This is a genomic window from Pseudomonas sp. SWRI18, assembly GCF_014268345.1.
In the GTDB taxonomy this organism is placed as follows: Bacteria; Pseudomonadota; Gammaproteobacteria; order Pseudomonadales; family Pseudomonadaceae; genus Aquipseudomonas; species Aquipseudomonas cedrina.
Genome location: NZ_JACCQQ010000001.1, coordinates 513,681 through 539,911 on the forward strand (window position 1 = coordinate 513,681; position 26,231 = coordinate 539,911).

Consider the following 26,231-nt stretch of genomic DNA (forward strand, 5'->3'; position numbering starts at 1 on the left):
ATATGGTTGATCGGCACGACTACGTGGCCCTCGAATGGATCAAGGACGACATTGCCGAAACCCTGAAACAGGCCCGGTCGGCGCTGGACGCGTATGCCCAAACCCCGGACGGCGACGCCATCGACGAGTGCCTGGCGTGCGTCCATCAAGTGCATGGCGCCTTGCAGATGGTCGAGTTCTACGGCGCGGCGCTGCTAGCCGAAGAAATTGAAGCACTCGCCGTGGCCCTGCAGGCCGAGCGCGTCGGCCAGCGCGACGAGAGCATCCGCCTGCTGCAACAAGCCCTCAACCAGCTGCCGCTGTATCTGGACCGCGTGCACAGTGCCCGCCGCGACTTGCCGCTGGTGGTGTTGCCGCTGCTCAACGACCTGCGCAGCGCGCGCGGCGAAAGCCTGCTGTCGGAGACCAGCCTGTTCAGCCCGCAATTGCTGACGATAGCCCCGCTGCCCGATGAAGCCCTGGCCCAACGCGCGGTGCCCGACCTGAAAGAGCAATTGCGCCAGTGGCACCACCTGTTGCAACAGGCGTTGGCGGGGCTGCTGCGAGAGGACCACGGCCCGAGCAACCTGGAAGACATGGCGCGGGTGTTCGCACGCCTTGAAGCCTTGTGCCAGGGCGCGCCGTTGTTGCCGCTGTGGCAAGTCGCCTCGGCACTGGTCGAAGGCATGCTCACCGGCGTGATCGCCAACAGCCCGGCGTTGCGCAGCCTGCTCAAGGCCAGCGACAAACAACTCAAGCGCCTGCTCGCCCAGGGTATCGACGGGGTCAACCAGCCGGCGCCGGATGAGTTGCTCAAGAGCTTGTTGTTCTACGTCGCCAAGGTCACCCGGCCGACACCGCGCATGCAAAGCCTCAAGGAACGCTACGGCCTGGACGAGGCCTTGCCCGACAGTGCCGTGGTAGACGCCGAACGCGCCCGCCTGGCTGGAGCCGATCGCAACGCCATGGGCTCAGTGCTGGGGGCTTTGTGTGAAGGACTGGTGCGGGTCAAAGAACGCCTCGACTTATTTGTACGCAGTGACCGCCAGCACACCGGCGACCTTGATGCGTTGCTGGCACCGTTGCGGCAGATCGCCGACACCCTGGCGGTGCTGGGCTTCGGCCAGCCGCGCAAAGTCATCATCGACCAGCTCGCGGTGGTGCTGAGCCTGGCCCAGGGCCAGCGCGAACCCAACGACGCCGTGTTGATGGACGTGGCGGGCGCGTTACTCTATGTCGAAGCCACGCTGGCGGGCATGGTCGGCACCGTCGAGCCGCAAAGCCGCGAAGAAAGCCGCCTGCCGACCACCGACCTGACCCAGATCCACCAATTGGTGATCCGCGAATCCTGCCAGTGCCTCAAGCAAGCCAAGGAGCTGGTGATCGACTGTGTCGAAGCGGACTGGGACCGCCAGCGCCTGGAATCCTTGCCGGAGCTGCTGAGCCAGGTGCGCGGCGCGCTTGCGATGATCCCGTTACCCCGCGCGGCGAGCCTGATGCGCGGTTGCACCGACTATGTCGACGAACAATTGATAGGCAACGACGCTGCGCCTTCGCAGCAGCACCTGGCGCATTTCGCCGATGTGATCAGCGGTTTGGAGTACTACCTCGAGCGCATGCTCCAAGACCCGGACGCTACCGGCGAACGGGTGCTGGAGCTGGCCACCCAAGGCCTGGCTGCGTTGGGCTACCTGCCCGCCGAAAAACCCTGGCGCCAGGCATTGGCTGCACCGGATGGCGTGCTTTCGGCCGAGGTCACGCCGAGCCAATCCCAGTTCGATGCGCTGGCCAGCCCGACGTCGCGCCTGAACCCGCCGGCCCTGCAACGCCCCGGTAGTTTGCTGCCGCCACCGGCTGATGAGGCGCCTATCGACGATGAACTGCGCGAAGTCTTTCTTGAAGAAACCGACGAAGTCCTTGAGGTGCTGCACCGCCACCTGCCCAACAGTGCCGACAAGACGGCTCAGGGTGAAATGCGCCGAGCGTTCCACACGCTCAAAGGCAGCGGCCGCATGGTGCGCGCCCTGGTATTGGCCGAGCTGGCCTGGGCCGTGGAAAACCTGCTCAACCGCGTGCTGGAACGCAGCGTGGTTCTCGGCGCCGAGGTGCAGCAGGTGCTGGATGAAGCGGTGGCCCTGCTGCCCGAACTGATCGCCGACTTTGCCGCCGACGCTCAACGCCAGCGCGACGAAGTCGACGCCCTGGCCGCCCGCGCCCATGCGCTGGCCAGCGGTACCCAAGCGCCGGCCGCCGAACCCCATGACCCGCTGTTGCTGGAGATCTTTCGCAACGAAGCCCAGAGCCACCTGGGCAGCCTTAACCACTTCCTGCAACAGGCCGCCGAGCATATGCCGCTGCAAGTCAGCGACGAACTGCAACGCGCCCTGCACACTCTCAAGGGCAGCGCCTACATGGCCGGTGTGCTGCCGATTGCCGAACTGGCGCGCCCGCTGGATCACCTGACCCGCGAGTACAAGGCCCATCGCCTGCCGCTGGACCTGGATGAAGTGGAGTTGCTGCTGGAAGCCGAAGGTCTGTTCCAGCGCGGGCTGCGTGACCTGGACGGTGACCCTCTGGCGCCGATCAAAGGTGCGCAAGACCTGATCAACCGCACCCAAGGCTTGCTCGATCACCAGCTTGAAGCACTGCTCGACGCACCGAACACCGGCCTGCGCATCAAGCGCGACCCGCACCTGATCGCCAACTTCCTGGCCCAGGGCATGGACATCCTGCTCGACGCCGAAAACCTGCTGCGCCGCTGGCAACAGCACCCCGGCGAGCGCCAGGAGCTCACCGCGCTGCTGGACGAGTTGACCACCCTGGGCGAGGGTGCGCATGCCGCGGACCTGCACGCGATCGACGCACTCTGCGAAGCCCTGCTCGACCTCTATGGCGCCGTGGAAGAGAGCAGCCTGGCCGTGAGCGAGCGGTTTTTCCACGAAGCCGAACAGGCCCATGAAGCGTTGATCAGCATGCTCGACCAACTGGCCGCCGGCCAGGAAGTTAGCCCGGCGCCGGCCCGTGTCGACGCCCTGCGCGAGCTGCTGGACGAAGCCCTCGATCCGTCGGCCACCGGCCTGATCAAAAGCGACGGCAACCGCGCGCTGAGCATTGCCGAGCTGGGCGCCGCCACACAGCAGTTGGCACGCGAAACGACGATTGACGACGAGATCGTCGAGATATTCCTCGAAGAAGCCGTGGACCTCCTCGACAGCGCTGGGCAGTCGCTCAAGCGCTGGTTATTGGAACCGGACAACGCCGCGCCGCTGTCGTCCTTGCAGCGCGACTTGCACACTCTCAAGGGTGGCGCGCGCATGGCCGAAATCGGGCCGGTCGGCGACCTGGCCCATGAGCTCGAATGCCTGTACGAAGGGCTGGTGGACCGGCGCTACAGTTACTGTGCCGAACTGTCCCTGTTGCTGATGGCGAGCCATGAGCGGCTGGCCTCGCAGCTTGATGACCTGCAACAGCATCAGCCCCTGGGCGATGCCGTCGAATTGATTGCCCAGCTGCGCGAATTTCGCCAGAGCAGCACACCCGCAGCGCCGGTCGAGGCCCCGCAGACGTCTGGCGCCGATCCTGAGCTGCTGGATATTTTCCTCGAGGAAGCCGCCGACATTCTCGACAGCTCGGGCAGCGCCTTGCTGCGCTGGCAGGCCGAGCCCGGCAACCGCCAGGAAGTCGAAACCCTGCTGCGCGACCTGCACACCCTCAAGGGCGGCGCGCGCATGGTCGAGATTGCGCCCATCGGCGACCTGGCCCATGAGCTGGAGTTTCTCTACGAGGGCCTGTCGGCCGGTTTGCTCGCACCGTCCGCCGAGCTGTTTGCGCTGCTGCAAGGCTGCCACGACCGCCTGGCGCAGATGATCGATGCCGTGGCGGACGGCCTGCCGGTCGGCTCGGTGGACACACTCATCGAGCGCATCAGAAGCCTGGTGCACCCAAGCGAAGAGCCGGTAACCCCGGTGGCGCTGCCGGCGGGCAAGGCGGAAACCGCCGTGGACCCGGCTGCCGATATGGTGAAGATCTCCGCCGAGCTGCTTGACGACCTGGTCAACCTGGCCGGCGAAACCTCGATCTTCCGCGGCCGTATCGAGCAGCAAGTCAACGATGCGCGTATTGCCTTGAGCGAAGTGGAAACCACCATCGAACGCATGCGCGACCAACTGCGCCGTCTCGACAGCGAAACCCAGGGCCGTCTCCTCAGTCGCCAGCAGGCCGAGGCCGAACGCCTGGGCTACGAAGAATTCGACCCGCTGGAAATGGACCGCCACTCGCAGTTGCAGCAGCTGTCCCGCGCGCTGTCGGAGTCGGCCTCCGACCTGCTCGACCTCAAGGACACCCTCGAACGTCGCAACGAAGATGCCCACGACCTGCTGCAGCAGCAGGCGCGCATCAACACCGCGTTGCAGGAAGGCCTGATGCGCACGCGCATGGTGCCGTTCGAACGCATGCTGCCGCGCCTCAAGCGCATCGTGCGACAGGTGGCGGGCGAGCTGGGCAAGGACGTGGAATTCATCGTCGGCAATGCCGAGGGCGAGATGGACCGCAACGTGCTGGAACGCATGGCGGCGCCGCTGGAGCACATGCTGCGTAATGCCGTCGACCATGGCCTGGAATCTCGCGATGTGCGTTTGGCGGCGGGTAAACCGGAGAAAGGCCGCATCACCCTGGACCTGACCCACGAAGGCGGCGATATCGTCTTCGACATGCGCGACGACGGTGCCGGGGTTCCGCTGGAAGCAGTGCGGCGCAAGGCGATCAAGCGCGGCCTGCTGGCCCCTCATCAAGAGATGAGCGACCGCGACGTGTTGCAGTTCATCCTGCAGCCGGGGTTCTCCACGGCAGAGAAGATCACCCAGATTTCCGGGCGCGGCGTGGGCATGGACGTGGTGCATGAAGAGGTGCGCCAGCTCGGTGGCTCAATGGTCATCGATTCGACGCCCGGCGCAGGCGTGCATTTTCGCATCCGCCTGCCGTTTACCGTGTCGGTCAACCGCGCGCTGATGGTGCAATGCGCGGAGGATCAATATGCGATCCCGCTCAACACCATCGAAGGCCTGGTTCGGGTACTGCCCCATGAGTTGGCCGGGCATTACCAGCAAGACCCGCCGCATTATGAATACGCTGGTCAGCGCTATGAGCTGTTCTATTTCGGCGACCTGCTGCACACCGTCAGCCGTCCGAAACTGCTGGGCCAGTACCAGCCGGTGCCGGTGCTGCTGGTGCAGTGCAATGAGCGGCGCGTGGCCATCCATGTGGATGCCATGGCCGGCACGCGGGAGATCGTGGTCAAGGGCCTGGGCCCGCAGTTTGCCGGCGTGCAGGGTTTGTCCGGCGCAACCATTTTGGGCGATGGCCGCGTGGTGCTGATCATCGATTTGCTGGCGCATATCCGCGCACGCCCGCCGGCCTTGCCCGCCCAGCTGATCGACGCGCCACTGGTCCTCAACGACCCGCTGAAAAAACGCCCGCTGCTGGTGCTGGTGGTGGACGATTCGGTCACCGTGCGCAAAGTCACCAGCCGCCTGCTGGAGCGCAATGGCATGAACGTGCTCACCGCCAAGGACGGCATCGACGCGCTCGCCGTGCTGGAAGAACACACGCCGGACCTGATGCTGCTCGACATCGAAATGCCGCGCATGGACGGCTTCGAAGTGGCCACCCAAGTGCGCAACGACCCGCGCCTGATGCGCCTGCCGATCATCATGATCACCTCACGCACCGGCCAGAAACACCGCGACCGCGCGATGGCCATTGGCGTGAACGACTACCTCGGCAAGCCGTATCAGGAATCGGTGCTGCTCGAAAGCATTGCCTACTGGAGCAAGTCCCATGCTTGACTACCGCGCCAGCCAACTCACCGGCCTGCTGCTGCCGTTGGCCGATCGGCACCTGATCCTGCCCAACGTCGCCATCGCCGAGCTGATCGACTTCCAGCGCGGCGAACCGGCCAGCGATGCGCCGCCATGGTATTTGCGGCAAGTGACCTGGCGTGATCGGCAGATCCCGCTGATCAGCTTCGAAGCGGTGTGTGGCGAAGCCAGCGTGACCGGCACCCGTTCACGGATCGTGGTGTTGAATGCGTTGGGTGGGCGGTCGACGTTGAAGTTTATTGCGCTGGTGATCCAGGGGATTCCGCGTTCGTACAAGCTCGACAGCGAGTTGAGTTATGTGGACGTGCCGCTGTGCCCGCTGGAACTGGCGGCGGTGCAGGTGGGGGAGCATGTGGCGAAGGTGCCGGACCTCATGGGGTTGGAAGCCTTGCTGGTCGAATCCGGATTGGCCTGAACACTCTTCTCAAATTCAGTGAGACCTACTGGGGGAGCTGGCTTGCCTGCGATAGCCATAGGTATCTACACATCTTTGTAGTGAGCGGGCTTGTCCCGCGCTGGGTGGCGAAGCCGCCCCAATAAATACGCCGCCGAGTTCCAGATAAATCCAAGTCGCCTGGTTTGGGGCCGCTTCGCAGCCCAGCGCGGGACAAGCCCGCTCACTACAGATGCTCGCATGCATTAAAAATAGATGTGTAGATACCTATGCTGCGATAGCGGTGGGTCAGTCACACATTAGCCAGCTGACCCACCGCCATCGCAGGCAAGCCAGCTCCCACACTGAATTGCGCTCGGCTCCAGCCCTCAATCAATCCGCGCAAACCGCTCAATCACCGGCTGCTCCCGATGCTCGGCCTGCCACAAGTCGTCGATCGTTCCCACGCTCTGCGTGGTAATGCATCCCGTGACGCTCCGCGTCACCCTTACGCGGGGCTCTGGTCGGGACGCGGAGCGTCCCAGGCGGCATTACCACGCAGAGCGTGGGAACGATCAAGGTGAGCGGGGGCTTCGGATTTTTCCTGCAAGATGTTGGGCAATGCATGAACTTGTTGCATTGAGTCAGCGCGCCTAGTCTTCGTCCCGTCATCGCAAAAAACGGTGACACGGACGTGCAAGTCCGACGAAACTGTTTAGGCGTACAAACGCCCAGCCAACCACGGGCGTTTTTTGTGCTCGCTGCTTTATGGCGGCTGCGCGCAGGAGGTCTTCGGACCTGCTGGGTGTCCTAAACAGGCCCGGTCTTGCACACCTGCGCACGGTCGCCACCCTCATTCGCGTGCAAGCGAACGGTGGCGCTCCTTACTTACTGTTTAGGAGCTTCATCATGGTCAAACCTACCCCCAATCCACCGCTTTTCACCGTCAACCCGCACCAAACCACCGAAACCTTGCTGGTCAACGCCAGCGAAACCCTGTCCTCCCTCAACGCACTCACCTGCAACCTGGCCTTCGACCTGGACGCTTCCCAGCGTGCAATCATGCTGGGGATTCAGCAAATGGCTGAGTTCGGACAATTGTTGGTCGACAGGGCGTTGGAGCAAGTCAGCCCGTCGCCGGAGGTGGTCCCAAAAAGGGACTGATCGGTCCCTTAATGGGACTGCTATCTAACAAACAACACAGGGCAAATGTGGGAGCGGGCTTGCTCGCGAATGCGGTGGGTCAGTAATAGTTGCATGGCCTGACACCCTGCCTTCGCGAGCAAGCCCGCTCCCACATTTTGATTGACGGCGGCACCACCTTGCCGGGAAATGCGGAGGACCTGTTGGCTAGCTATCAGTGGGGGTGACTGGGTCAACGTGCGGGGAGGGCGTCTTGGGCAATTGCGACGAGCCACGGAACACTTGCTCCCCCCATCGTAAAGATCCCCGCTCCACTGCCGATAGCGAGGGGAATTTTTCGACAGAAGTATCGACGCAATGTGGCTTTTGGATGGGTTTGCCTGGCTGTACAACCTCAACCGTTTTACCGGCACGCTCCTGATGTGGTTTGGGGTGCTGGTGCTCACGGCGGCTGTGACCATGAACGTGCAGTCCAACCGGGGGAAGCTGTGGGGCTTCATGATTGCCACCGCGGGCGCGGTGTTTATTCTGGTGTACCTCGAGAGCCTCAAGCTGATCGGTGCCGATAAGGCAATCAAAGGCGTTGTGAGCAATTTCGTGGTCATGACCCTGGGCGGTCTCGGGTCGGGTCTGCTGGCGGTGGCGATTTCCCAAGGACCCACACCGGAAGAGGATAAACAGGCTCGTGGGTTTATCCGTGATCGTCTGCTGGATGCGCTTGAGTACGCTTTTGTTTATGTCGCGATCTGCTCGTTCACCCTGTTCGCGGTCTGCCTGCCGCTCAACCTGCTGGGGTGGCCTCCGGTCGGCGAGCATGACCTGCTGAGCCTGCTGATTGTGTGTCTGGGTGCATTGTTGGGTTACGCGATAGCGTCCCGCCCCACTCGCTTGAGAAACTGGGAGCAAGTGGGTGCTGGCGCGCTGGTGGCGTTGCTCGTGCTGCTGTTACCGGTTTACGCGCAGGCGCTGTCAGGGCTGTGGGATTGGAGTTGGGCGGCCGTGTCGGGGTTGCACTTTTTTGCGGCGTTGGCGTTTTTCAGGACCCTATGGTTCCATCGCAGCGAATGGCGCAGGGTCTGAACGCCCCGTGTTAATTGAGTCATCATTAACCCAGGCGTAACAGTCCAACGTCCAGCTTGATTGATGGCCCCCTCAATCACTCCTAAGGTAAGCCCCACGACAGCAAACCCCGTGGAGCGACCATGACAATAACAATCACCCCCGACTCGCGCTGGACGAGGCGGCGCGACGAGAAACAGCGGCGGCTGGGGCTGGTCAGGCAGTTTGCAGACGGAGCGGTGCTGCCCAATGACAGAATCGTCGAGGCCCTTGAAGCGCTGATCCTCCCCGGCGACCGCGTGGTGCTGGAGGGCAACAACCAGAAGCAAGCCGACTTCCTTTCCCGCTCACTGGCCAAGGCCGACCCGGCCAAGCTCCACGATTTGCACATGATCATGCCCAGTGTCGGCCGCTCCGAACACCTGGACCTGTTTGAAAAGGGCATCGCACGCAAACTCGACTTCTCCTTCGCCGGCACCCAGTCCCTGCGCATCAGCCAATTGCTGGAAGACGGCCTGCTGGAAATCGGCGCGATCCACACCTACATCGAACTCTACGCGCGGTTGGTGGTGGACCTGATCCCCAACGTGGTGCTGTCCGCCGGTTTCATGGCCGACCGCGCCGGCAACATCTACACCGGCGCCAGTACCGAAGACACCCCGGCCCTGATCGAACCTGCCGCCTTCAGCGACGGCATCGTCATCGTGCAGGTCAACCAGTTGGTGGACGACGTGACGGACTTGCCCCGCGTCGATATTCCGGCGAGCTGGGTGGACTTTGTGGTGGTGGCCGACAAGCCGTTCTACATCGAGCCGCTGTTCACCCGCGACCCGCGCCACATCAAGCCGGTGCATGTGCTGATGGCGATGATGGCGATCCGTGGCATCTACGAAAAACACAAAGTGCAGTCGCTCAATCACGGCATCGGCTTCAACACGGCCGCCATCGAACTGATCCTGCCCACCTACGGCGAATCCCTGGGCCTGAAGGGCAAAATCTGCCGCAACTGGACCCTCAACCCGCACCCCACGCTGATCCCCGCCATTGAAAGCGGCTGGGTCGAAAGCGTGCATTGCTTCGGCACTGAGCTGGGCATGGAGAACTACATCGCCGCCCGCCCGGATGTGTTCTTCACCGGCCGCGATGGCTCGATGCGTTCCAACCGGATGTTCAGCCAACTCGCTGGCCAATACGCGGTGGACCTGTTTATCGGCGCCACCCTGCAAGTCGACGGCGACGGGCATTCCTCCACGGTAACCCGTGGTCGACTGGCCGGGTTCGGCGGTGCGCCGAACATGGGCCACGACCCACGCGGTCGGCGCCACGGTACGCCGGCCTGGCTGGATATGCGTCACGGCGACGCGCCCGAAGCGTTGTTGGAACGCGGCAAAAAACTCGTGGTGCAAATGGTTGAGACCTTCCAAGAAGGCGGAAAACCCACGTTCGTCGACACCCTCGACGCAGTGGAAGTGGCGCGCAAGAGTGGCATGCCCCTGGCGCCGATCATGATCTACGGCGACGACGTGACCCATCTGCTCACCGAAGAAGGCATCGCCTACCTGTACAAGGCGCGTTCGCTGGAGGAGCGCCAGGCGATGATCGCCGCTGTCGCCGGGGTGACCGCCATCGGCCTGCGCCACAACCCCAAGGACACCGCGCGCATGCGCCGTGAAGGCCTGATCGCCCTGCCCGAAGACTTGGGTATTCGCCGCACCGACGCCACCCGCGAGCTGTTGGCCGCCAAGAGCGTGGCCGATCTGGTGGAGTGGTCCGGTGGCCTGTACAACCCGCCCGCCAAATTCAGGAGCTGGTAAATGCGCGCACTTAAACTGCATGAACTCACCCTCGCGGATCGCCTGGCCGATCTAGCCGTTGATGCGCTGATCGATGAAGCGGACCTGTCGCCCAAACCTGCGCTGGTCGACCGGCGTGGCAACGGCGCCCATGACGATTTGCATTTGGGCCTGATGCACGCTTCGGCATTGTCGCTGTGGCCGATGTTCAAGCAAATGGCCGAGGCGGCGCTGGAATTCGGCGAAGTCGGCTTGCCCCTGCGCGAAGCCCTCGGCCGTCTCGGGCGCGAAGGTGAGCAGGCCATGCTCGCCACCACCGGCGGCGTAAACACCCATCGCGGCGCCATCTGGGCCCTCGGCTTGCTCACCGCTGCCGCCGCCCTGGACTCACGCAACGTCACGCTGAACGCAGCCCGGCTGGCCCTGCTCAATGACCGTTTTGCGCCACGGCCGATGAGCCACGGCGCTCAGGTCGCCCGACGCTATGGCGCACGCGGTGCCCGTGAAGAAGCTCAGCTTGGCTTCCCGTCGGTCATCCAGCGCGGCTTGCCGCAACTGCGCAAAAGCCGCCTGCAAAATGCTGGCGAACAGAACGCGCGCCTGGATGCCTTGCTCGCGATCATGACCGAGTTGGCCGACACCTGCGTGCTTTACCGCGCAGGCCCTGAAGGCTTACGGACGATGCAGCGCGGCGCCCAGGCGGTGCTGAATGCCGGCGGCAGTGCGACCCTTGCCGGTCGCCGCCACTTGCACGCACTCGACACCCAATTGCTGGCCCTGAATGCCTCCCCTGGCGGCGCCGCCGACCTGTTGGCCGCCTGCCTGTTTATCGACCGCCTCGACGGAGCGTTGTGATGGAAACCCTATCCTTTGAATTCCCCGCCGGGCAGCCGCCAAAAGGCCGTGCGCTGGTAGGTTGCGTCGGTTCAGGCGACCTGGAAGTGCTGCTGGAGCCGGGCACGCCAGGCACGCTGACGATCCAGGTGCAAACCTCGGTCAATGGCGCCGAACAGCGCTGGCAGCATCTGTTTCAACGCATCTTCCAGGAACAGACGCCACCGGCCTTGAACATTGATATCCACGATTTCGGTGCCACGCCCGGCGTGGTGCGCCTGCGCCTGGAGCAGGGTTTCGAGGAGATCGGCCATGACTGACTTGCTCGCCAAACACAGCTTCGTAGAACTCGGCGCGCGGCAACGGGCCAAGGCCTTGCTGGATGCCGGCTCCTACCGCGAATTGATCGACCCGTTCCAGCGCGTCATGTCGCCGTGGCTCAGCCGCCAGGGCGTAGTACCGCAGGCCGATGACGGCGTGGTGATTGCCAAGGGCAGCATCGACGGAAAACCTGCCGTCGTTGCCGCCATCGAAGGCAACTTCCAGGGTGGCAGCCTCGGCGAAGTGGGCGGCGCGAAAATCGCCGGCGCGTTGGAGCTGGCAGCCGAAGACAACCGCAAGGGCATCCCGACTCGCGCCGTGCTGCTGCTGGAAACCGGCGGCGTGCGCCTGCAGGAAGCCAACCTCGGCCTGGCCGCCATCGCGGATATCCACGCCGCGATTGTCGACTTGCGCCAGTACCAGCCGGTGATCGGCGTGGTGGCCGGCAGCGTCGGCTGCTTTGGCGGCATGTCCATCGCAGCGGGGTTGTGCAGTTACCTTGTGGTCACCCGCGAAGCACGCCTGGGCCTGAATGGCCCGCAAGTGATCGAGCAGGAAGCAGGACTGGAAGAATACGATTCGCGCGACCGGCCGTTCATCTGGAGCCTTACCGGTGGTGAGCAGCGCTTCAACAGCGGCCTGGCCGATCGTTATGTGGCGGACGATGTGGCCGAGATTCAGCAGACCGTCAGCGCGCTGTTGCAACAAGGCGTGCCCGCCGAGCAACGCAGCCGCCGAGCTGATTATTACCTGGCGCGCCTGGCCGAACTGGACGCTGCGCCACAGATCGACCCAGCGACGGTGCGCGCGTTGTATCAAGGAGAACGCCCATGAGAGGTTTGCACTGGTTCAACGCCTTGAGCGCCGGCGCGACGCCCGTTGCGGGCTTGCCGCACTCATTGAAAGTGGCCGATGGCGTGCTGGGCGAACACGCCGTGCGCTTTATCGCCGTGGTGACCGACGAGCACAACCGCTTCCCCCGGGCCCGCAACGGCGAGGTCGGCTTGCTGGAAGGCTGGGGCCTGGCCAAGGCCGTCGATGAAGCCATCGCACGAGGCGACAAACGCCCGATCATTGCCATCGTCGACGTGCCCAGCCAAGCCTACGGCCGTCGCGAAGAAGCCCTCGGTATTCACCAGGCCCTGGCCGCCGCCGCCGACAGCTACGCGCGCGCCCGACTGGCCGGGCACCCGGTGATCGCGCTGCTGGTGGGCAAGGCGATGTCCGGGGCGTTTCTCGCCCATGGCTACCAGGCCAATCGCCTGATTGCCCTGCGTGACCCCGGCGTGATGGTGCACGCGATGGGCAAGGCGTCGGCGGCGCGGGTGACCCTGCGCAGCGTCGAAGAGCTGGAGAACCTGGCCGCCAGCGTGCCGCCAATGGCCTATGACATCGACAGCTATGCCAGCCTTGGCTTGTTGTGGGAAACGCTGTCGGTCAGCCAGATCGAACAACCCACGCCGCAGGATCTGGCGCGCGTCAGCGATTGCCTGGTGAGCGCGATCAAGGACATCGACACGCCCGATTTGAGCGGCCGCCTCGGCGCAACCCATCGCGCCGCCTCCAGCCATGTGCGCCAACTGCTGCGGGAACAATGGTGAACGCCCACGACCTGCTCTGGGGCATGACCCCAGCGCACTTGCCCGCTGATGCGCCGGGGTGGGCACTGGGTGCGATTGGCACGGTGGTGGTGCGTCGCGCCGTGGTCGCGCCGGGTTTGGTCGCGGTGGGAGTGCGCGGGCGTTTGCGTGAGCAGCGCTTTGCGGCCGTGATGCCGATTGACGCCGTGCAGCGGCGAGTCGCACCGGAAGCGTTGTGCGACGTTGTCTCAACACGGGATCTACCGGCACTGCACGCCCTCGATCAGCTGCGACCCGTGTTGGCGCCGTTGAGCTGGGGTGTCACGGGTAGCGCGGGTTTTGAATTGGCCACGGGCATTGAAGCGCTGCATGCCCAAAGCGATCTGGATTTGATTCTTCGCATGCCCAAGCCGCTTGAGCGCAGTGATGCCCGCGACCTCCTGGCCACCCTGGACAAGGTCGTGTGCGTGGTGGATATGCAACTGCAAACACCGTTGGGCGCCGTTGCCTTGCGTGAATGGGCTGGTCCATCGCGCCGGGTGCTGTTGAAAACCGCCAGCGGTGCCCACCTGGTACTTGACCCTTGGCAGGCGGTGGCATGAGCAGCCTTTTGGTGTTCCCAGGGCAGGGCGCGCAACGGCCGGGCATGCTCAAGGGCTTGCCCGCCGAGGTGTTGGAGCAGGCCAGTGAGGCGCTGGGTGAAGACGTTCGCGCATTGGATTCAGCTGAAGCGCTCGCGAGCACCCGTGCGGTCCAACTCTGCCTGTTGATCGTCGGCGTGGCCCACGCGCGCCTGCTGCAACACACCCCGGATTACGTCGCGGGCCTGTCCATCGGGGCTTACCCGGCGGCGGTGATCGCCGGTGCGCTGGAGTTCACTGATGCGCTCAGGCTGGTCAGCCTGCGCGGCGAGCTGATGCAGCACGCTTATCCACACGGCTATGGCATGACCGCCCTGATCGGCCCGGCGTTATCCACCGTCGAAACGCTGCTGGCCGAAATCCACAGCCCCGAAACCCCGGTGTACCTGGCCAATATCAACGCCGATAACCAGACCGTCATCGCCGGCAGCGATGAAGCCATGCAGCGCGTCGCCAGCCGAGTGAAAGGCAACGGCGTTGCCAAGCGCCTGGCCGTCAGCGTGCCGTCCCATTGCGCGCTGCTGGAGCAACCGGCCCAGGCGCTGGCGCAGGCCTTCGTGCCGCTCAAGGCGCCACGTATCACCTACCTGAGCAGCACCCGCGCGCGGCCGATCCACAACCCCGAGCAACTGCGCGACGACCTGGCCTTCAACATGTGCCGCGTCGTCGATTGGCGCGGCACCGTGCAAAGCGCCGTTGAACGCGGCGTGCGCCTGCAAATCGAACTGCCCCCGGGCGCCGTGCTCACCGGCCTGTCACGGTGCGTGTTTGAACAAGGCACGGTGATCGCCTGCGAAGGCGCGCGCCTGGACACCTTGCAGGCCCTGCTGCAAGAGGAGGAGCGCCGCCACCGATAAAGCACCACCCAAGGCTTTCGAAGCACAAAAACAACAATTTCGATCGAGCACTTTGAGGACAACGACAATGATTATTTACGGTGTGGCGTTTCTGGCGTTCTGTACCTTGGCCGGCTTGTTTGTCGGCGAATTGCTGGGCAGGTGGATGGGCATCCCGGCCAACGTCGGCGGGGTGGGCATTGCCATGTTGCTGTTGATCGGCCTGGGCAGCTACCTCAGCAAGCGCGGGTGGTTTACCCGCAAGTCGGAGCCGGGTGTGAGTTTCTGGGCGGCGATTTATATCCCGATCGTGGTGGCGATGGCGGCGCAGCAAAACGTGTACGGCGCTATCAGTGGCGGCCCGATGGCGATTCTCGCGGGCACCTTGGCAGTGGTCCTGGGCTTTGCCCTGGTGCCGGTGCTGGTGCGCATCGGCAACCCTGAGCCTGACGCTGTTGTTCCCACCAAAGAAGCCGGGTGATCGCCATGTATGAATCGATGATGAAAGTGATCACCGGCTACGGCCTGATCAGTGGCTTTGCTGTGATCGGCCTGACCATGTGGGTCTCCTACTGGATCTCCGACACCTTCACTAAAGGCCGCTTGCACGGCTCGGCCATCGCCATCTTGCTGGGCCTGGCGCTGTCTTACGTCGGCGGTGCATTTACCGGTGGCTCAAAGGGTGTGGTGGATATTCCATTGTTGTCGGGCATCGGCCTGCTGGGTGGGGCGATGCTACGCGACTTTGCCATTGTGGCCACGGCGTTTGGCGTGAGTGTCGATGAGCTGAAACGGGCAGGGTACGTCGGCGTATTGGCCTTGTTTGTGGGCGTGGGCTCATCGTTCATCGCGGGCGTGGGGGTCGCCATGGCGTTCGGCTACACCGATGCCGTGAGCTTGACCACCATCGGCGCCGGCGCGGTGACTTACATCGTCGGCCCGGTGACCGGTGCGGCCATTGGTGCCAGTTCCGAAGTGATGGCGCTGTCCATTGCCGCGGGGTTGATCAAGGCTATTCTGGTGATGGTGATGACGCCGTTCGTGGCGCCGCTGATCGGCCTGAATAATCCGCGCAGTGCGGTGATTTTCGGTGGGCTCATGGGCACATCCAGTGGTGTGGCGGGAGGGCTGGCGGCGACTGATCCAAAGCTGGTGCCTTATGGGTGCCTGACGGCGGCGTTCTATACCGCGCTGGGGTGTTTGTTGGGGCCGTCGTTGTTGTTTCTGATCATGCGCGGGTTGGTGGGCTGATCTCAAATAAGCTAATGATCGTTCCCTCGCTCCGCGTGGGAGCGATCAGGATGGGCTGTGGCGATTGGCATACATCCGGCACTCCGCCAGCAACGCCAGCAAGTTCGGGTCGCGCTCCTTGGCCTTCAAGAACACCACGCCAATGTGCTGCTGCAACCGGTACCTGGGTTGCAGCGGTATCAGCTTCACGCGGTTCTCATACACCGCCGCAATCCGCCCCGGCAGCAGCGCATAACCCACGCCTGAACTGACCATGCTCAGCAGCGTGAAGATGTCGTTCACCTGCATCGCCACCTTGGGCTCAAAGCCCGCCTGATTGAACACCCGGTTGCCGTCCTGATGCGTGGCAAAGCCCTGGGTGAGGGTGATGAAGGTCGCGTCGCGCACGTCCGCCAGGTCGATTTGCTGTTCGCGGTCAAAGGGCGAGTTGGCCGGGGTGGCGAGGAAGATGTCATCGCTGAACAGCGCGATCTGTTCGCAGTCGGGGTCATTGGCGTGTTCATCCAGGGAGATGAGGATCGCGTCCACCTCCATGTTCTTGAGCTTGTAGAGCAGGTCGAAGTTGGAACCCAGGATCAGGTCGATGTTGAGTTCGCTGCGGCGGATTTTCAGGCCCATGATCAATTGAGGCACGGTCTTGACCGTCAGCGAGTACAGCGATCCGAGCTTGAAGCGTTCGGCGGAGAAGCCGGCGGCTTCGCGGGTGAGGCGCACGCTGTCGACCACGTCGGCCACCAGTTTCTGCGCGCGCTCTTCCAATACATAGGCGCTTTCCAGCGGCGTGAGGTTGCGCCCTTCGTGTTTGAACAGCGGGCAGCGCAGCGCATTTTCCAGGGAGTGGATGGCGCGGTGCACGCTGACGTTGCTGGTTTGCAGCTCAGCGGCGGCGCGCGCCAGGTTGCCGGTGCGCATGAACGCCAGGAAGATTTCCAGCTTCTTGAGGGTGAATTCTTCGTCGATCAGCATGGCCGTGGGCTCTTGTTCGAATGCGTTCGATTGTGCCCGTAAAACCTGCGGGCGTCCTCGGAACGTCATAAGCCGCTTGCACTCTTATGGCGAAGGCTGGAGGCTTGCCAGCCAACCCATATTGGTCACAGGAGGTCGGTTGCAGATGTACCACGGGGAACGATTCAACGCCTGGAGCCATTTGCTCGGTGCTGTCGCGGCGTGTATTGGCGTCGTGTGGATGTTGGTGGTGGCGAGCCTGGACGGCAGCCCCTGGAAAATCGTCAGCGTGGCGATCTATGGCGTTACGCTGATGGCGTTGTACAGCGCGTCGACCGTTTACCACAGCGTGCAGGGCCGGCGTAAAGCGATCATGCAGAAGGTCGATCATTTTTCGATCTACCTGCTGATTGCCGGCAGCTACACGCCGTTCTGCCTGGTGACACTGCGCGGGCCCTGGGGCTGGACGCTGTTCGGCATTGTGTGGGGGCTGGCGGTGATCGGCATCCTGCAAGAGATCAAGCCGCGCTCCGAGGCGCGCATCCTGTCGATCGTGATCTACGCGGTGATGGGCTGGATCGTGCTGGTGGCAATCAAGCCGCTGCTGGCCGCGCTGGGCACTGCGGGGTTTACCTGGCTGGCGGCGGGTGGGGTGTTGTACACCGTCGGCATCATCTTCTTTGCCCTGGAGGATCGCCTGCGGCATTCCCATGGGATCTGGCACTTGTTCGTGATCGGCGGCAGCCTACTGCATTTCGTGGCGATCATGCATTACGTGCTCTGACCCTGTGGGAGCAGGCGTTCCAGCCATTCACTGGCGCGGCTGCTGAAAATCTCCAGCAGATTAGCGAGCATATGCGGAGGTGGCTCGTTGGCGCGGGTCAGGGCATACAAGGTGATCGGCAGCGGTGGTGTGAGCGTGCGGATGCAGGTGGTCGCTGTCGATGCACCGAGCGCGGTGAAGGGGTCGATGACCGTCAGGCCGGCGCCGGACTCGACCATCGCGCGGGCCAGGGAATAGGTTTGCACCGAGATCGTGACCCGAGGCGGCGGAACAACGTTTTCCAGGTAGCTGTCGAGCTTGGCCGCCAGCGGGTCCGCGCTGGAAAGCCCAATCAACGGCGCGCCCGCCAACGCGGCCAATGGCAGCGGTGTGCTCACTTCGGTTTCTGGCCAATAACCCTTCGACGCCAACGCCACCAACACGCCATTGGCCAGCACTTGCGTGGTCAACCCCGGATGACCGGAAAAATTCAGCGTCAACGCCAGGTCGATCTCGCGCATCAACAGTTTTTGCACCAGCTCGCGGCTATGGTCGCTGGACAGCTCGCAGGTGATGTCCGGGTAGTCGCGCTTCCATTCCAGGATCGCCGGCGGCAGCAGCGACAGGGCCAACGCCGGGATCGCGCCGATGCGCACACTTTGCCCGGGGGCGCGGCGCAAGCTTTTGGCCAGGCGCCGCACACCTTGCAGGCTCTCGGTGACTTTCTCGACTTCTCTTTCCAGCGCCAGGGCTTCCGGGGTGGGCTGCAGCTTGCCACGTACGCGCAAAAACAGCGCAAAGCCCAGCTGCAATTCGGCATGCTGCAGCACCTTGGTCACTGCCGGTTGCGACACATGCAGCAATTGCGCCGCGGCGCTGACGGAGCCTGACTGGCGGATGGCCTGGAAGATCTCGATATGACGTAGGCGCATATATCCATAACCCTTGTTTATAGGTGGCTTACTTTTATTCATTATTCATGCGTTGTCACTTACCTCTAGTCTCGATTTGGTTTCATTAAATGTGAGAGACGTTGTGGCAAAGCATGTAAGTATCATTGGTGGCGGTGTCATTGGACTTGCAACCGCCTACGCGCTGGTGCGTGCAGGCATGGATGTCACGTTGGTCGAGGGGCAAGCCAGCCTGGGCAGTGCCAGCAGTTTCGCCAACGGCGGTCAGCTTTCCTACCGATATGTCACGCCGCTCGCTAATGCGGGCGTGCCACTGCAGACATTGGTCGGGCTGCTGCGGGGCGAGTCGCCGCTCAAGCTGAGACCGCGACTGGACCCCTCGCAGTGGCGTTGGCTGGCACAGTTCCTCGGCGCCTGTCGCACCTCGGTCAACCATGCGAACTCCGAACACCTTCTGCGCTTGGCGCTGCTGAGTCAGGAGACACTGCAAAGCTGGCGTCATGAGGACAGGCTGGAAGGGTTCGACTGGAAGCGCAACGGCAGGCTGCTGGCCTTTCGTTCTGCCGAGAGTTTTGAACAGGCTCGCCGCACAGTGCGCGACCCTTTGCAGCAACAGGTCGTGTCGGCCGAAGACTGTCGAAGGTTGGAGCCATCGCTGAATTCAGGCAATTTCATCGGGGGTATCTATAACCCTACCGAAGAGGTCGCCGATTGCCATGCGTTTTGCCAGCGCCTGGCGGAGCATCTCGAAGCTTCGGGAAAATGCCGGATGCTGCTTGGGCGCAAGGTCTTAAAGGTCCACGAGGCCTTTGGTACGGTGGTGGCTATTGAGCTTCAGGACGAAGTGCTGCCAGTCGAACATCTGATCCTGGCTGCGGGCCATAACAGTCAAAGCCTGTTGCCGACCATGCGTCTGCCGATCTACCCGCTCAAGGGCTATAGCCTGAGCGTACCGATCGAAGCGCAGCACACCGCACCGAGCATCAATATTACCGACTATGACCGCAAAGTCGTGTATGCACGCATTGGCGCACAACTGCGGATCGCCGCGATGGTCGACATTGTGGGTTACAACAGCGCACCGGAGCCCAAACGTCTGTCGGTAATAAAACGCTTGGCCCGACAGACTTTTCCTATGGCAGGCAACTATGACGCTGCCGTTGAATGGGCCGGCATGCGCCCGGCAACGCCCACCGGGTTGCCGCTGGTGGGACCTACGGCCTTTCGCAATCTCTGGCTTAACCTCGGCCATGGCGCACTGGGCTTTACCCTGGCGTGTGGCAGTGGGCAATTGCTGGCCGAAATGATCGACGCACAATCCACGTCCATCGACACTCGGGCGTTTTTGCCCAAAATTGCCTGACCTTCAGCGGAGCGGGGGCAGGGTTGTGGGTGTATAACCTTTTGTTATGGGTTGGCCTTCTTTAGTCATTATCGGTGGCCCGTCGCCTGCCTCTACGCTTGGACCTTCTTAATCGATGGCTGGGGGCTGGGATGGCCAGACAGGTTTGTATCATCGGCGGTGGGGTTGTCGGCCTGGCCAGTGCGTATGCGCTGGTGCGGGCTGGCCATGAGGTGGTGGTGATCGACGCACGCGAAACGCTGGGCAGTGAAACCAGTTTTGCCAATGGCGGGCAACTGTCGTATCGCTATGTCGCACCGCTGGCGGATGCCGGTGTGCCGCTGCAGGCCATTGGCTGGCTGCTGCGCGGTGACTCGCCGTTGAAGCTGCGTCCACGGCTCGACCCACGGCAATGGCGTTGGATGGCGGCCTTTATCGGCGCCTGCCGTGGCTCGGTGAACCAGCGCAATGCGGCCCACTTGCTGCGGCTGGCCTCTCTGAGCCAAGGCATCTTGCAGCAATGGCGCGAGGACGACTGCCTGGAGGGCTTCGACTGGCGGCGCAACGGCAAGCTGGTGACCTTTCGCAATGCCGACAGCTTTGAACGTGCGTGCAGCAAGGTCACCGCTGTGCGGCAACAGGTGCTGTCAGCCGCCGACTGCGCGCGGCTGGAGCCGACGCTGGCGGGCGCTGATTTTGTCGGCGGCATCTATACGCCCAACGAGGAAGTCGCGGATTGCCATGCCTTCTGCCAGCGGTTGGCGGCGCGGCTTGAAGCGTCCGGGCGCTGCCGCTTTGTGTTGGGGCGCAAAGTCACCGGTATTCGCCATGCAGAGGGGGCGGTGCAGGCTATCGAACTGGGCGGCGAAGTGATGCCGGTCGAGCACCTGGTATTGGCGGCGGGTCATCGCAGTGCCGAACTGGGGTTGCCGGGCCTGGCGCTGCCGCTTTACCCGCTCAAGGGCTATAGCTTGAGCGTGCCGATTGGCGCGCAGCACCAGGCGCCAAGCGTAAGCATCACCGACTACGACCGCAAGATTGTCTACGCACGGATCGGTGATCAGCTGCGGGTCGCGGCCATGGTAGATATTGTCGGCTTCGACGCTGGCCTTGAGCCCAAGCGCCTGGCTCTGATCAAACGCCAGGCTTTGGAGACTTTTCCTATGGCTGGCGATTATGACCGTGCGCTGGAATGGGCCGGTATGCGCCCGGCCACCCCGACCGGCGTGCCACTGATCGGCGCAAGCGCTTACCGCAACCTGTGGCTGAACCTCGGCCATGGCGCCTTGGGTTTTACCCTGGCCTGCGGCAGCGGCCAGTTGCTCGCCGAACTCATCGGCCAACGCAATCCTTCCATTGATCTGCAGGGCCTGACGCCCCGCTGCGCTTGAGCATCCACCATGACTATTACCCGCATCAGCAGCAATGAACGTCTCAGTGGGGCCGTGATTTTCAAGGACATGGTGTTCCTTTCGGGCCAGGTGCCGGGCGACGGCCGGGATGTGGCGACCCAGACCCGCGAAGTGCTGGCCAGGATCGACGCGCTGTTGGTCGAGGCGGGAAGCGACAAGGATCACCTGCTCAATGCGACCATTTACCTGAAGGACATCGGCAGCGGTTTCGCGCCGATGAACGACGTGTGGTCCGCGTGGCTGACGCCGGGGATGGCGCCAACACGCACCACCCTGCAAGCAGAGCTGGCGCGGCCCAGTGTACTGGTGGAAATCAGCGTGATTGCCGTACGTAAATAACTTCACAGACCTCGGAGAACAACCATGAAAACGCTCCTGTTGACCGGCTGCGCCCTTGGGCTTTTGTTGGGTGCCCAGGCCCAGGCGAATGAACCGGCGCTGGACGGCACGTTGAGCAAGATCGCCAACGCCAGGTCCATCACCCTGGGCTATCGTGATGCATCGGTGCCGTTTTCCTACGTGGGGGATCACAGCGGCAAACCCATGGGCTATTCGGTCGACTTGGCCAGCAGGATTGTCGAGCGTATCCAGCAGAAAACCGGGGTGGCGGACCTTGCGGTGAAATATAACCTGGTGACCTCCCAGACCCGTATTCCGTTGGTGCAGAACGGCACCGTCGACCTGGAATGCGGCTCCACCGGCGTGACCGCCGAGCGGCAGAAACAGGTGGCGTTTTCCTACGGGTTTATTTACGTGAAGGGGCAATTGCTGACGGCGAAGGACAGCGGCATCAAGGGCTTCGCCGACCTCAATGGCAAGAACGTGGTCACCACCGCCGGAACCACCAACGAACGATTTCTCAAAAGCTACAACGCCGAACACCAGGCCAATATGTTTGTCATCAGCGCCAAGGACCACGGCGAGGCATTCAAGATGCTCGAGACCGGCCGTGCGGTAGCGTTCTACATGGATGATGCGTTGCTCTACGGCGAGCGTGCCAAGGCCAGGGACCCGCATAATTGGGTAGTTGTGGGCGAGGAGCAGTCGCGGGAGATCTACAGCTGCATGGTGCGCAAGGGCGACCCGCAGTTCCTGGCAGTGGTCAACGAGACGCTCGGCGATCTGTACCGCAGTGGCGAGATCAACGGGATTTACCAGCGCTGGTTCGAACAGCCGATTCCGCCGAAGGGCTTGAACCTGGAATTCCCGATGACCAGCGAGTTGAAGGCGATTATTGCCAAACCGGTGAGCGATCCGGTGGAGTAATAACCACAATCCAAATGTGGGAGCGGGCTTGCTCGCGAATGCGGAGTGTCAGTCGATGCATATGTGACTGAACCACCGCATTCGCGAGCAAGCCCGCTCCCACATTTTTGATTGGGTTTGCAAGGCAAGGTTAGAAGTCGCCCCAGAGTTGTTGGGCGACCGCCAGCGCGACGACGGGCGCGGTTTCGGTACGCAATACTCTCGGGCCGAGGCGGGCGGCGTGGAAGCCGGCGCCTTGCGCGGTTTCAACTTCATTGTCCGTCAGCCCACCCTCAGGCCCGATCAGGAAGGCCAGGCTCGCGGGCTTGGCGTGGCTGACCATCGGCTCGGCCACCGGGTGCAGCACCAGTTTCAAATCCGCCTCGGTCTGCTTCAACCAGTCCGGCAGCAACAGCGGCGGATGAATCACCGGCACTGTCGAACGCCCGCATTGCTCGCACGCACTGATCGCCACCTGACGCCAGTGCTGCAGGCGTTTGTCGGCGCGCTCGTCCTTGAGGCGCACTTCGCAGCGCTCGCTGAAAATCGGCGTGATTGCGTTGACCCCCAGCTCCGTGGCTTTCTGGATCGCCCAATCCATGCGCTCGCCCCGCGACAAACCCTGCCCCAAGTGGATCTGCAGCGGTGATTCGGCCTGGCCTTTGAGGCTTTCCGTGAGTTGCACGGTGACGCGTTTTTTTCCGACCTCCAGCAATGCGCCACGAAACTCCTGGCCGGAGCCGTCGAACAATTGCACGGCGTCGCCTTCGGTCATGCGCAGCACGCGGCTGATGTAATGCGCCTGGGCTTCGGGCAACTCATGGTCGCCAAGGCTCAGCGGGGTGTCGGTGAAAAAGCGGGACAGTCTCATGTCTGTTCTCTGAAAATGTGCAGGGCGGACGCGGAGCGTCCAGGGCTGCATGCCCACGCAGAGCGTGGGAACGATCATACAAAACCTGTGGGAGCCGGGCTTGCCCGCGATAGCGGTGGGCCAGGCCCCCGATCAGTCGAATGAACCTGATCAGCCCGGATCGCGAAACCCTGGGTGAAAGTCCTTCGGTACCGCAACGCTGACGTTGCTGTTGGTCGCGATATCGATCCCCTCGCTGGCGACTTCGGCAAGAAAGTCGATCTGCTCCGGGGTAATCACGTACGGCGGCAGGAAGTACACCACGCTGCCCAACGGACGCAACAGCGCGCCGCGTTCCAGGGCGTGCTCGAACACCTTCAGGCCGCGCCGCTCCTGCCATGGGTAGGCGGTCTTGGTGGCTTTGTCCTGAACCATCTCGATGGCCAGGACCATGCCGGTCTGGCGCACTTCCGAGACGTGGGGGTGGTCCACCAGGTGCGCGGTGGCCGTGGCCATGCGTTGGGCCAGGGCCTTGTTGTTTTCGATGACGTTGTCTTCTTCGAAAATATCCAGGGTCGCCAGGGCCGCCGCGCACGCCAGCGGGTTGCCGGTGTAGCTGTGGGAATGCAGGAAGGCGCGCAGGGTCGGGTAGTCGTCGTAGAAGGCGTCGTACACGTCATCGGTGGTGACCACGGCTGCCAGCGGCAGATAACCGCCGGTAAGAGCTTTGGACAGGCACAGGAAGTCCGGGCGGATGCCGGCCTGTTCACAGGCGAACATGGTTCCGGTGCGGCCGAACCCCACGGCGATTTCATCGTGGATCAGGTGCACGCCATAGCGGTCGCAGGCCTCGCGCAGCAGCTTGAGGTACACCGGGTGGTACATGCGCATGCCGCCGGCGCCCTGGATCAGCGGCTCGACAATCACCGCGGCGACGCTGTCGTGGTGGTCCGCCAGGGTCTGCTCCATGGCCAGGAACATCGTGCGCGAGTGCTCTTCCCAGCTCATGCCCTCGGGGCGCAGGTAGCAATCCGGGCTGGGCACCTTGATGGTGTCGAGCAGCAGCGCCTTGTAGGTTTCGGTAAACAGCGGTACATCGCCTACCGACATCGCGGCGATGGTTTCGCCGTGGTAGCTGTTGGTCAGGGTGACGAAGCGCTTTTTGTTCGGCAGGCCGCGGTTGAGCCAATAGTGGAAGCTCATCTTCAGCGCGACTTCAATGCACGACGAACCATTGTCGGCATAGAAGCAGCGGGTCAGGCCTGCGGGCGTCATGGCCACCAGGCGCTCCGACAGCTCGATCACCGGCTGGTGGCTGAAACCGGCGAGAATCACGTGCTCCAACTGGTCGACCTGGTCCTTGATGCGCTGGTTGATACGCGGGTTTGCGTGGCCGAACACGTTGACCCACCAGGAACTGACGGCATCGAGGTAACGCTTGCCTTCGAAGTCTTCCAGCCATACGCCTTCACCGCGCTTGATCGGGATCAGCGGCAGTTGCTGGTGGTCTTTCATCTGGGTGCAGGGATGCCATAGCACCGCAAGGTCGCGTTGCATCCACTGGTCGTTCAAGCCCATCGGTGATCTCCTCGAAGCGGTCCTGCGGCCTGCGCAGGTAAAACAATCGCGCAAGCCTATGCAATGGACGCGTGTGTCACAAGCCATTACCTGTGAATTGGCGGTAAACACAGGACGGTCTGTCACGTTTCTCCTGGATAGTCCTTAATCCGATGTTAATTTACGCTTCATACCCTCAAGATCGTATTTCTCGATATTTCAAAGCGAAATTTTTCGCTTTAATTCGATAGGTAAATCGCTAGTCTTGGGCGCAGCTCTCACGGGATTTAAGTACATGCAGTTACGCAATTCACCGGCCCGCTATGGTTGGGTCAGTATTGTCTTGCACTGGGGTGTGGCCCTGGTGGTGTTTGGCTTGTTCGCCCTGGGCTTGTGGATGGTCGGTCTCGACTACTACAGCGCCTGGCGCAAGGAGGCACCGGACCTGCACAAGAGCATCGGCATTACGCTGTTCGCCGTCATGCTCGTGCGTATCGTCTGGCGCCTGCTCAGCCCGCCGCCTGCGCCGCTGGCCAGTTACAGCCGCATGACCCGCATTGGCGCTGCCTTTGGCCATGTGTTCCTGTATTTCGGGCTGTTTGCCGTGATGATCGCCGGTTACCTGATTTCCACCGCAGACGGTGTCGGTATCCCGGTGTTTGGCCTGTTTGAAATTCCTGCCCTGGTGTCCGGGCTACCGGACCAGGCAGACACCGCCGGCGTGGTGCACCTGTACCTCGCCTGGGTGTTGGTGGTCTTCGCCGGCTTGCACGGCGTGGCTGCGTTGAAACACCACTTTATCGATCGTGATGTGACCCTGACGCGAATGCTGGGGCGCAAAGCCTGATGTTCAACCTCGACTCACAAGGAATAGAAAGCATGTTGAAAAAGACCCTCGCTGCCCTGGCAATCGGTACCGCTCTGCTGTCGGCAGGCCAGGTAATGGCCGCCGACTACAAGATCGACAAAGAAGGCCAGCATGCCTTCATCGACTGGAAAATCAGCCACCTGGGCTACAGCTACATTCACGGTACCTTCAAGGATTGGGACGGCACCTTCAGTTGGGATTCGGCCAAGCCGGAAGCCAGCAAAATCGCAGTCGACGTGAAAACCGCCAGCCTGTGGTCCAACCACGCCGAACGTGACAAGCACATCGCCAGCAAAGACTTCATCGACGTGGCCAAGTTTGCCGACGCCAAGTTCGTGTCCACCGCGGTTAAATCCACCGGCGCCAAAACCGCTGACGTGACCGGCGACCTGACGTTCCACGGCGTGACCAAGCCTGTGACCTTCAAGGCTACCTTCAACGGTGAAGGCAAAGACCCATGGGGTGGCGAACGTGCCGGCTTCAACGCCAAGACCACGATCGACCTGAACGACTTCGGCGTGAAAGGCCCAGGCCCGACGTCGCAGACGGTTGACCTGGATATTTCGCTGGAAGGCGTGAAGCAGAAGTAATTTCTGCTGGTTGCTTGAAAAAACCAGCTCCCACAGAAAAGCTCATTTTATTTTGTGGAGTC

Annotated in this window: 24 protein-coding genes; 20 read left to right on the plus strand and 4 right to left on the minus strand. The window is 62.6% G+C overall.

Translation table 11 applies throughout. The annotated features are described in order from the left end of the window. Window positions 1-2: 2 nt before the first annotated feature. The 13 genes from H0Z09_RS02385 to madM all read left to right on the plus strand — a co-directional run bounded on the left by H0Z09_RS02385 (window position 3) and on the right by madM (window position 15,686). Window positions 3-5,822 (plus strand): Hpt domain-containing protein, encoded by a 5,820-nt coding sequence (locus H0Z09_RS02385; RefSeq protein WP_186686805.1) that lies wholly within the window; start codon window positions 3-5, stop codon window positions 5,820-5,822. Further along, complete coding sequence (locus H0Z09_RS02390; protein ID WP_186686807.1) at window positions 5,815-6,270, plus strand: chemotaxis protein CheW; 456 nt, start codon at window positions 5,815-5,817, stop codon at window positions 6,268-6,270. The genes H0Z09_RS02385 and H0Z09_RS02390 overlap by 8 nt, the downstream gene beginning before the upstream one ends. 867 nt (window positions 6,271-7,137) lie before the next feature. Beyond that, entirely contained in the window at window positions 7,138-7,392 is a 255-nt protein-coding gene (locus tag H0Z09_RS02395) for a DUF6124 family protein (RefSeq protein WP_186686809.1), read from the plus strand. Between the two features lie 336 nt (window positions 7,393-7,728). After that, entirely contained in the window at window positions 7,729-8,451 is a 723-nt protein-coding gene (locus tag H0Z09_RS02400) for a hypothetical protein (RefSeq protein WP_186686812.1), read from the plus strand. A 122-nt stretch (window positions 8,452-8,573) separates the two neighbouring features. Beyond that, complete coding sequence (mdcA, locus tag H0Z09_RS02405) at window positions 8,574-10,244, plus strand: malonate decarboxylase subunit alpha (protein ID WP_186686815.1); 1,671 nt, start codon at window positions 8,574-8,576, stop codon at window positions 10,242-10,244. Then, window positions 10,245-11,078, plus strand: a complete 834-nt coding sequence (locus tag H0Z09_RS02410) for a triphosphoribosyl-dephospho-CoA synthase (RefSeq protein WP_186686818.1) — start codon at window positions 10,245-10,247, stop codon at window positions 11,076-11,078. After that, window positions 11,078-11,377: a malonate decarboxylase subunit delta gene (locus H0Z09_RS02415; RefSeq protein WP_076953165.1), complete on the plus strand. Its 300-nt coding sequence runs from the start codon at window positions 11,078-11,080 to the stop codon at window positions 11,375-11,377. Before H0Z09_RS02410 ends, H0Z09_RS02415 begins: the two co-directional genes overlap by 1 nt. Beyond that, a complete protein-coding gene (locus tag H0Z09_RS02420) occupies window positions 11,370-12,212 on the plus strand; it encodes a biotin-independent malonate decarboxylase subunit beta (protein ID WP_186686829.1) in 843 nt (280 codons plus the stop codon). The genes H0Z09_RS02415 and H0Z09_RS02420 overlap by 8 nt, the downstream gene beginning before the upstream one ends. After that, window positions 12,209-12,979 carry a biotin-independent malonate decarboxylase subunit gamma gene (mdcE, locus tag H0Z09_RS02425; RefSeq protein ID WP_186686846.1) on the plus strand — a complete coding sequence of 257 codons (771 nt, stop codon included), beginning with the start codon at window positions 12,209-12,211 and terminating at the stop codon, window positions 12,977-12,979. Before H0Z09_RS02420 ends, mdcE begins: the two co-directional genes overlap by 4 nt. Next, a complete protein-coding gene (locus H0Z09_RS02430; RefSeq protein WP_186686849.1) occupies window positions 12,973-13,560 on the plus strand; it encodes a malonate decarboxylase holo-ACP synthase in 588 nt (195 codons plus the stop codon). The genes mdcE and H0Z09_RS02430 overlap by 7 nt, the downstream gene beginning before the upstream one ends. Further along, window positions 13,557-14,456 (plus strand): malonate decarboxylase subunit epsilon, encoded by a 900-nt coding sequence (gene mdcH, locus H0Z09_RS02435; RefSeq protein ID WP_186686851.1) that lies wholly within the window; start codon window positions 13,557-13,559, stop codon window positions 14,454-14,456. The genes H0Z09_RS02430 and mdcH overlap by 4 nt, the downstream gene beginning before the upstream one ends. A 67-nt stretch (window positions 14,457-14,523) precedes the next feature. Next, on the plus strand, window positions 14,524-14,916 hold the full coding sequence (gene madL / locus H0Z09_RS02440) for a malonate transporter subunit MadL (RefSeq protein WP_186686853.1): 393 nt from the start codon (window positions 14,524-14,526) through the stop codon (window positions 14,914-14,916). 5 nt (window positions 14,917-14,921) lie between these two features. After that, on the plus strand, window positions 14,922-15,686 hold the full coding sequence (madM, locus tag H0Z09_RS02445; protein WP_186686854.1) for a malonate transporter subunit MadM: 765 nt from the start codon (window positions 14,922-14,924) through the stop codon (window positions 15,684-15,686). Between the two features lie 45 nt (window positions 15,687-15,731). Here madM and H0Z09_RS02450 read toward each other — a convergent pair whose 3' ends face one another. Then, window positions 15,732-16,652 (minus strand): LysR substrate-binding domain-containing protein, encoded by a 921-nt coding sequence (locus H0Z09_RS02450; RefSeq protein WP_186686860.1) that lies wholly within the window; start codon window positions 16,650-16,652, stop codon window positions 15,732-15,734. 145 nt (window positions 16,653-16,797) lie between these two features. Between H0Z09_RS02450 and H0Z09_RS02455 the strand changes: the two genes are divergently transcribed. Further along, complete coding sequence (locus H0Z09_RS02455; RefSeq protein ID WP_186686863.1) at window positions 16,798-17,415, plus strand: hemolysin III family protein; 618 nt, start codon at window positions 16,798-16,800, stop codon at window positions 17,413-17,415. On the opposite strand, the gene H0Z09_RS02460 is transcribed toward H0Z09_RS02455, so the two are convergent. Continuing rightward, a complete protein-coding gene (locus H0Z09_RS02460; protein WP_186686877.1) occupies window positions 17,403-18,326 on the minus strand; it encodes a LysR family transcriptional regulator in 924 nt (307 codons plus the stop codon). The two genes, H0Z09_RS02455 and H0Z09_RS02460, sit on opposite strands and share 13 nt — an antisense overlap. Window positions 18,327-18,429: 103 nt before the next feature. Between H0Z09_RS02460 and H0Z09_RS02465 the strand changes: the two genes are divergently transcribed. The 4 genes from H0Z09_RS02465 (at window position 18,430) to H0Z09_RS02480 (ending at window position 22,325) form a co-directional block, all read left to right on the plus strand. Continuing rightward, window positions 18,430-19,668 carry a D-amino acid dehydrogenase gene (locus H0Z09_RS02465; protein ID WP_186687019.1) on the plus strand — a complete coding sequence of 413 codons (1,239 nt, stop codon included), beginning with the start codon at window positions 18,430-18,432 and terminating at the stop codon, window positions 19,666-19,668. Between the two features lie 131 nt (window positions 19,669-19,799). Next, window positions 19,800-21,038: a D-amino acid dehydrogenase gene (locus tag H0Z09_RS02470; protein ID WP_186686879.1), complete on the plus strand. Its 1,239-nt coding sequence runs from the start codon at window positions 19,800-19,802 to the stop codon at window positions 21,036-21,038. A 9-nt stretch (window positions 21,039-21,047) separates the two neighbouring features. Continuing rightward, window positions 21,048-21,398 carry a RidA family protein gene (locus H0Z09_RS02475; RefSeq protein ID WP_186686881.1) on the plus strand — a complete coding sequence of 117 codons (351 nt, stop codon included), beginning with the start codon at window positions 21,048-21,050 and terminating at the stop codon, window positions 21,396-21,398. A gap of 24 nt (window positions 21,399-21,422) precedes the next feature. Next, entirely contained in the window at window positions 21,423-22,325 is a 903-nt protein-coding gene (locus H0Z09_RS02480) for a transporter substrate-binding domain-containing protein (protein WP_186686883.1), read from the plus strand. A gap of 130 nt (window positions 22,326-22,455) precedes the next feature. Here H0Z09_RS02480 and H0Z09_RS02485 read toward each other — a convergent pair whose 3' ends face one another. After that, entirely contained in the window at window positions 22,456-23,175 is a 720-nt protein-coding gene (locus H0Z09_RS02485) for a 16S rRNA (uracil(1498)-N(3))-methyltransferase (RefSeq protein ID WP_186686885.1), read from the minus strand. Window positions 23,176-23,325: 150 nt separating this feature from the next. Continuing rightward, the gene (locus H0Z09_RS02490; protein ID WP_186686888.1) at window positions 23,326-24,732 is read right to left on the minus strand and encodes an adenosylmethionine--8-amino-7-oxononanoate transaminase; all 1,407 of its coding nucleotides are present in this window, start codon (window positions 24,730-24,732) and stop codon (window positions 23,326-23,328) included. A gap of 274 nt (window positions 24,733-25,006) precedes the next feature. On the opposite strand from H0Z09_RS02490, the gene H0Z09_RS02495 reads away from it, so the two are divergent. Continuing rightward, complete coding sequence (locus H0Z09_RS02495) at window positions 25,007-25,558, plus strand: cytochrome b (protein WP_186686893.1); 552 nt, start codon at window positions 25,007-25,009, stop codon at window positions 25,556-25,558. A 32-nt stretch (window positions 25,559-25,590) separates the two neighbouring features. Further along, window positions 25,591-26,169 (plus strand): YceI family protein, encoded by a 579-nt coding sequence (locus H0Z09_RS02500; protein WP_169377472.1) that lies wholly within the window; start codon window positions 25,591-25,593, stop codon window positions 26,167-26,169. Window positions 26,170-26,231: the final 62 nt, after the last annotated feature.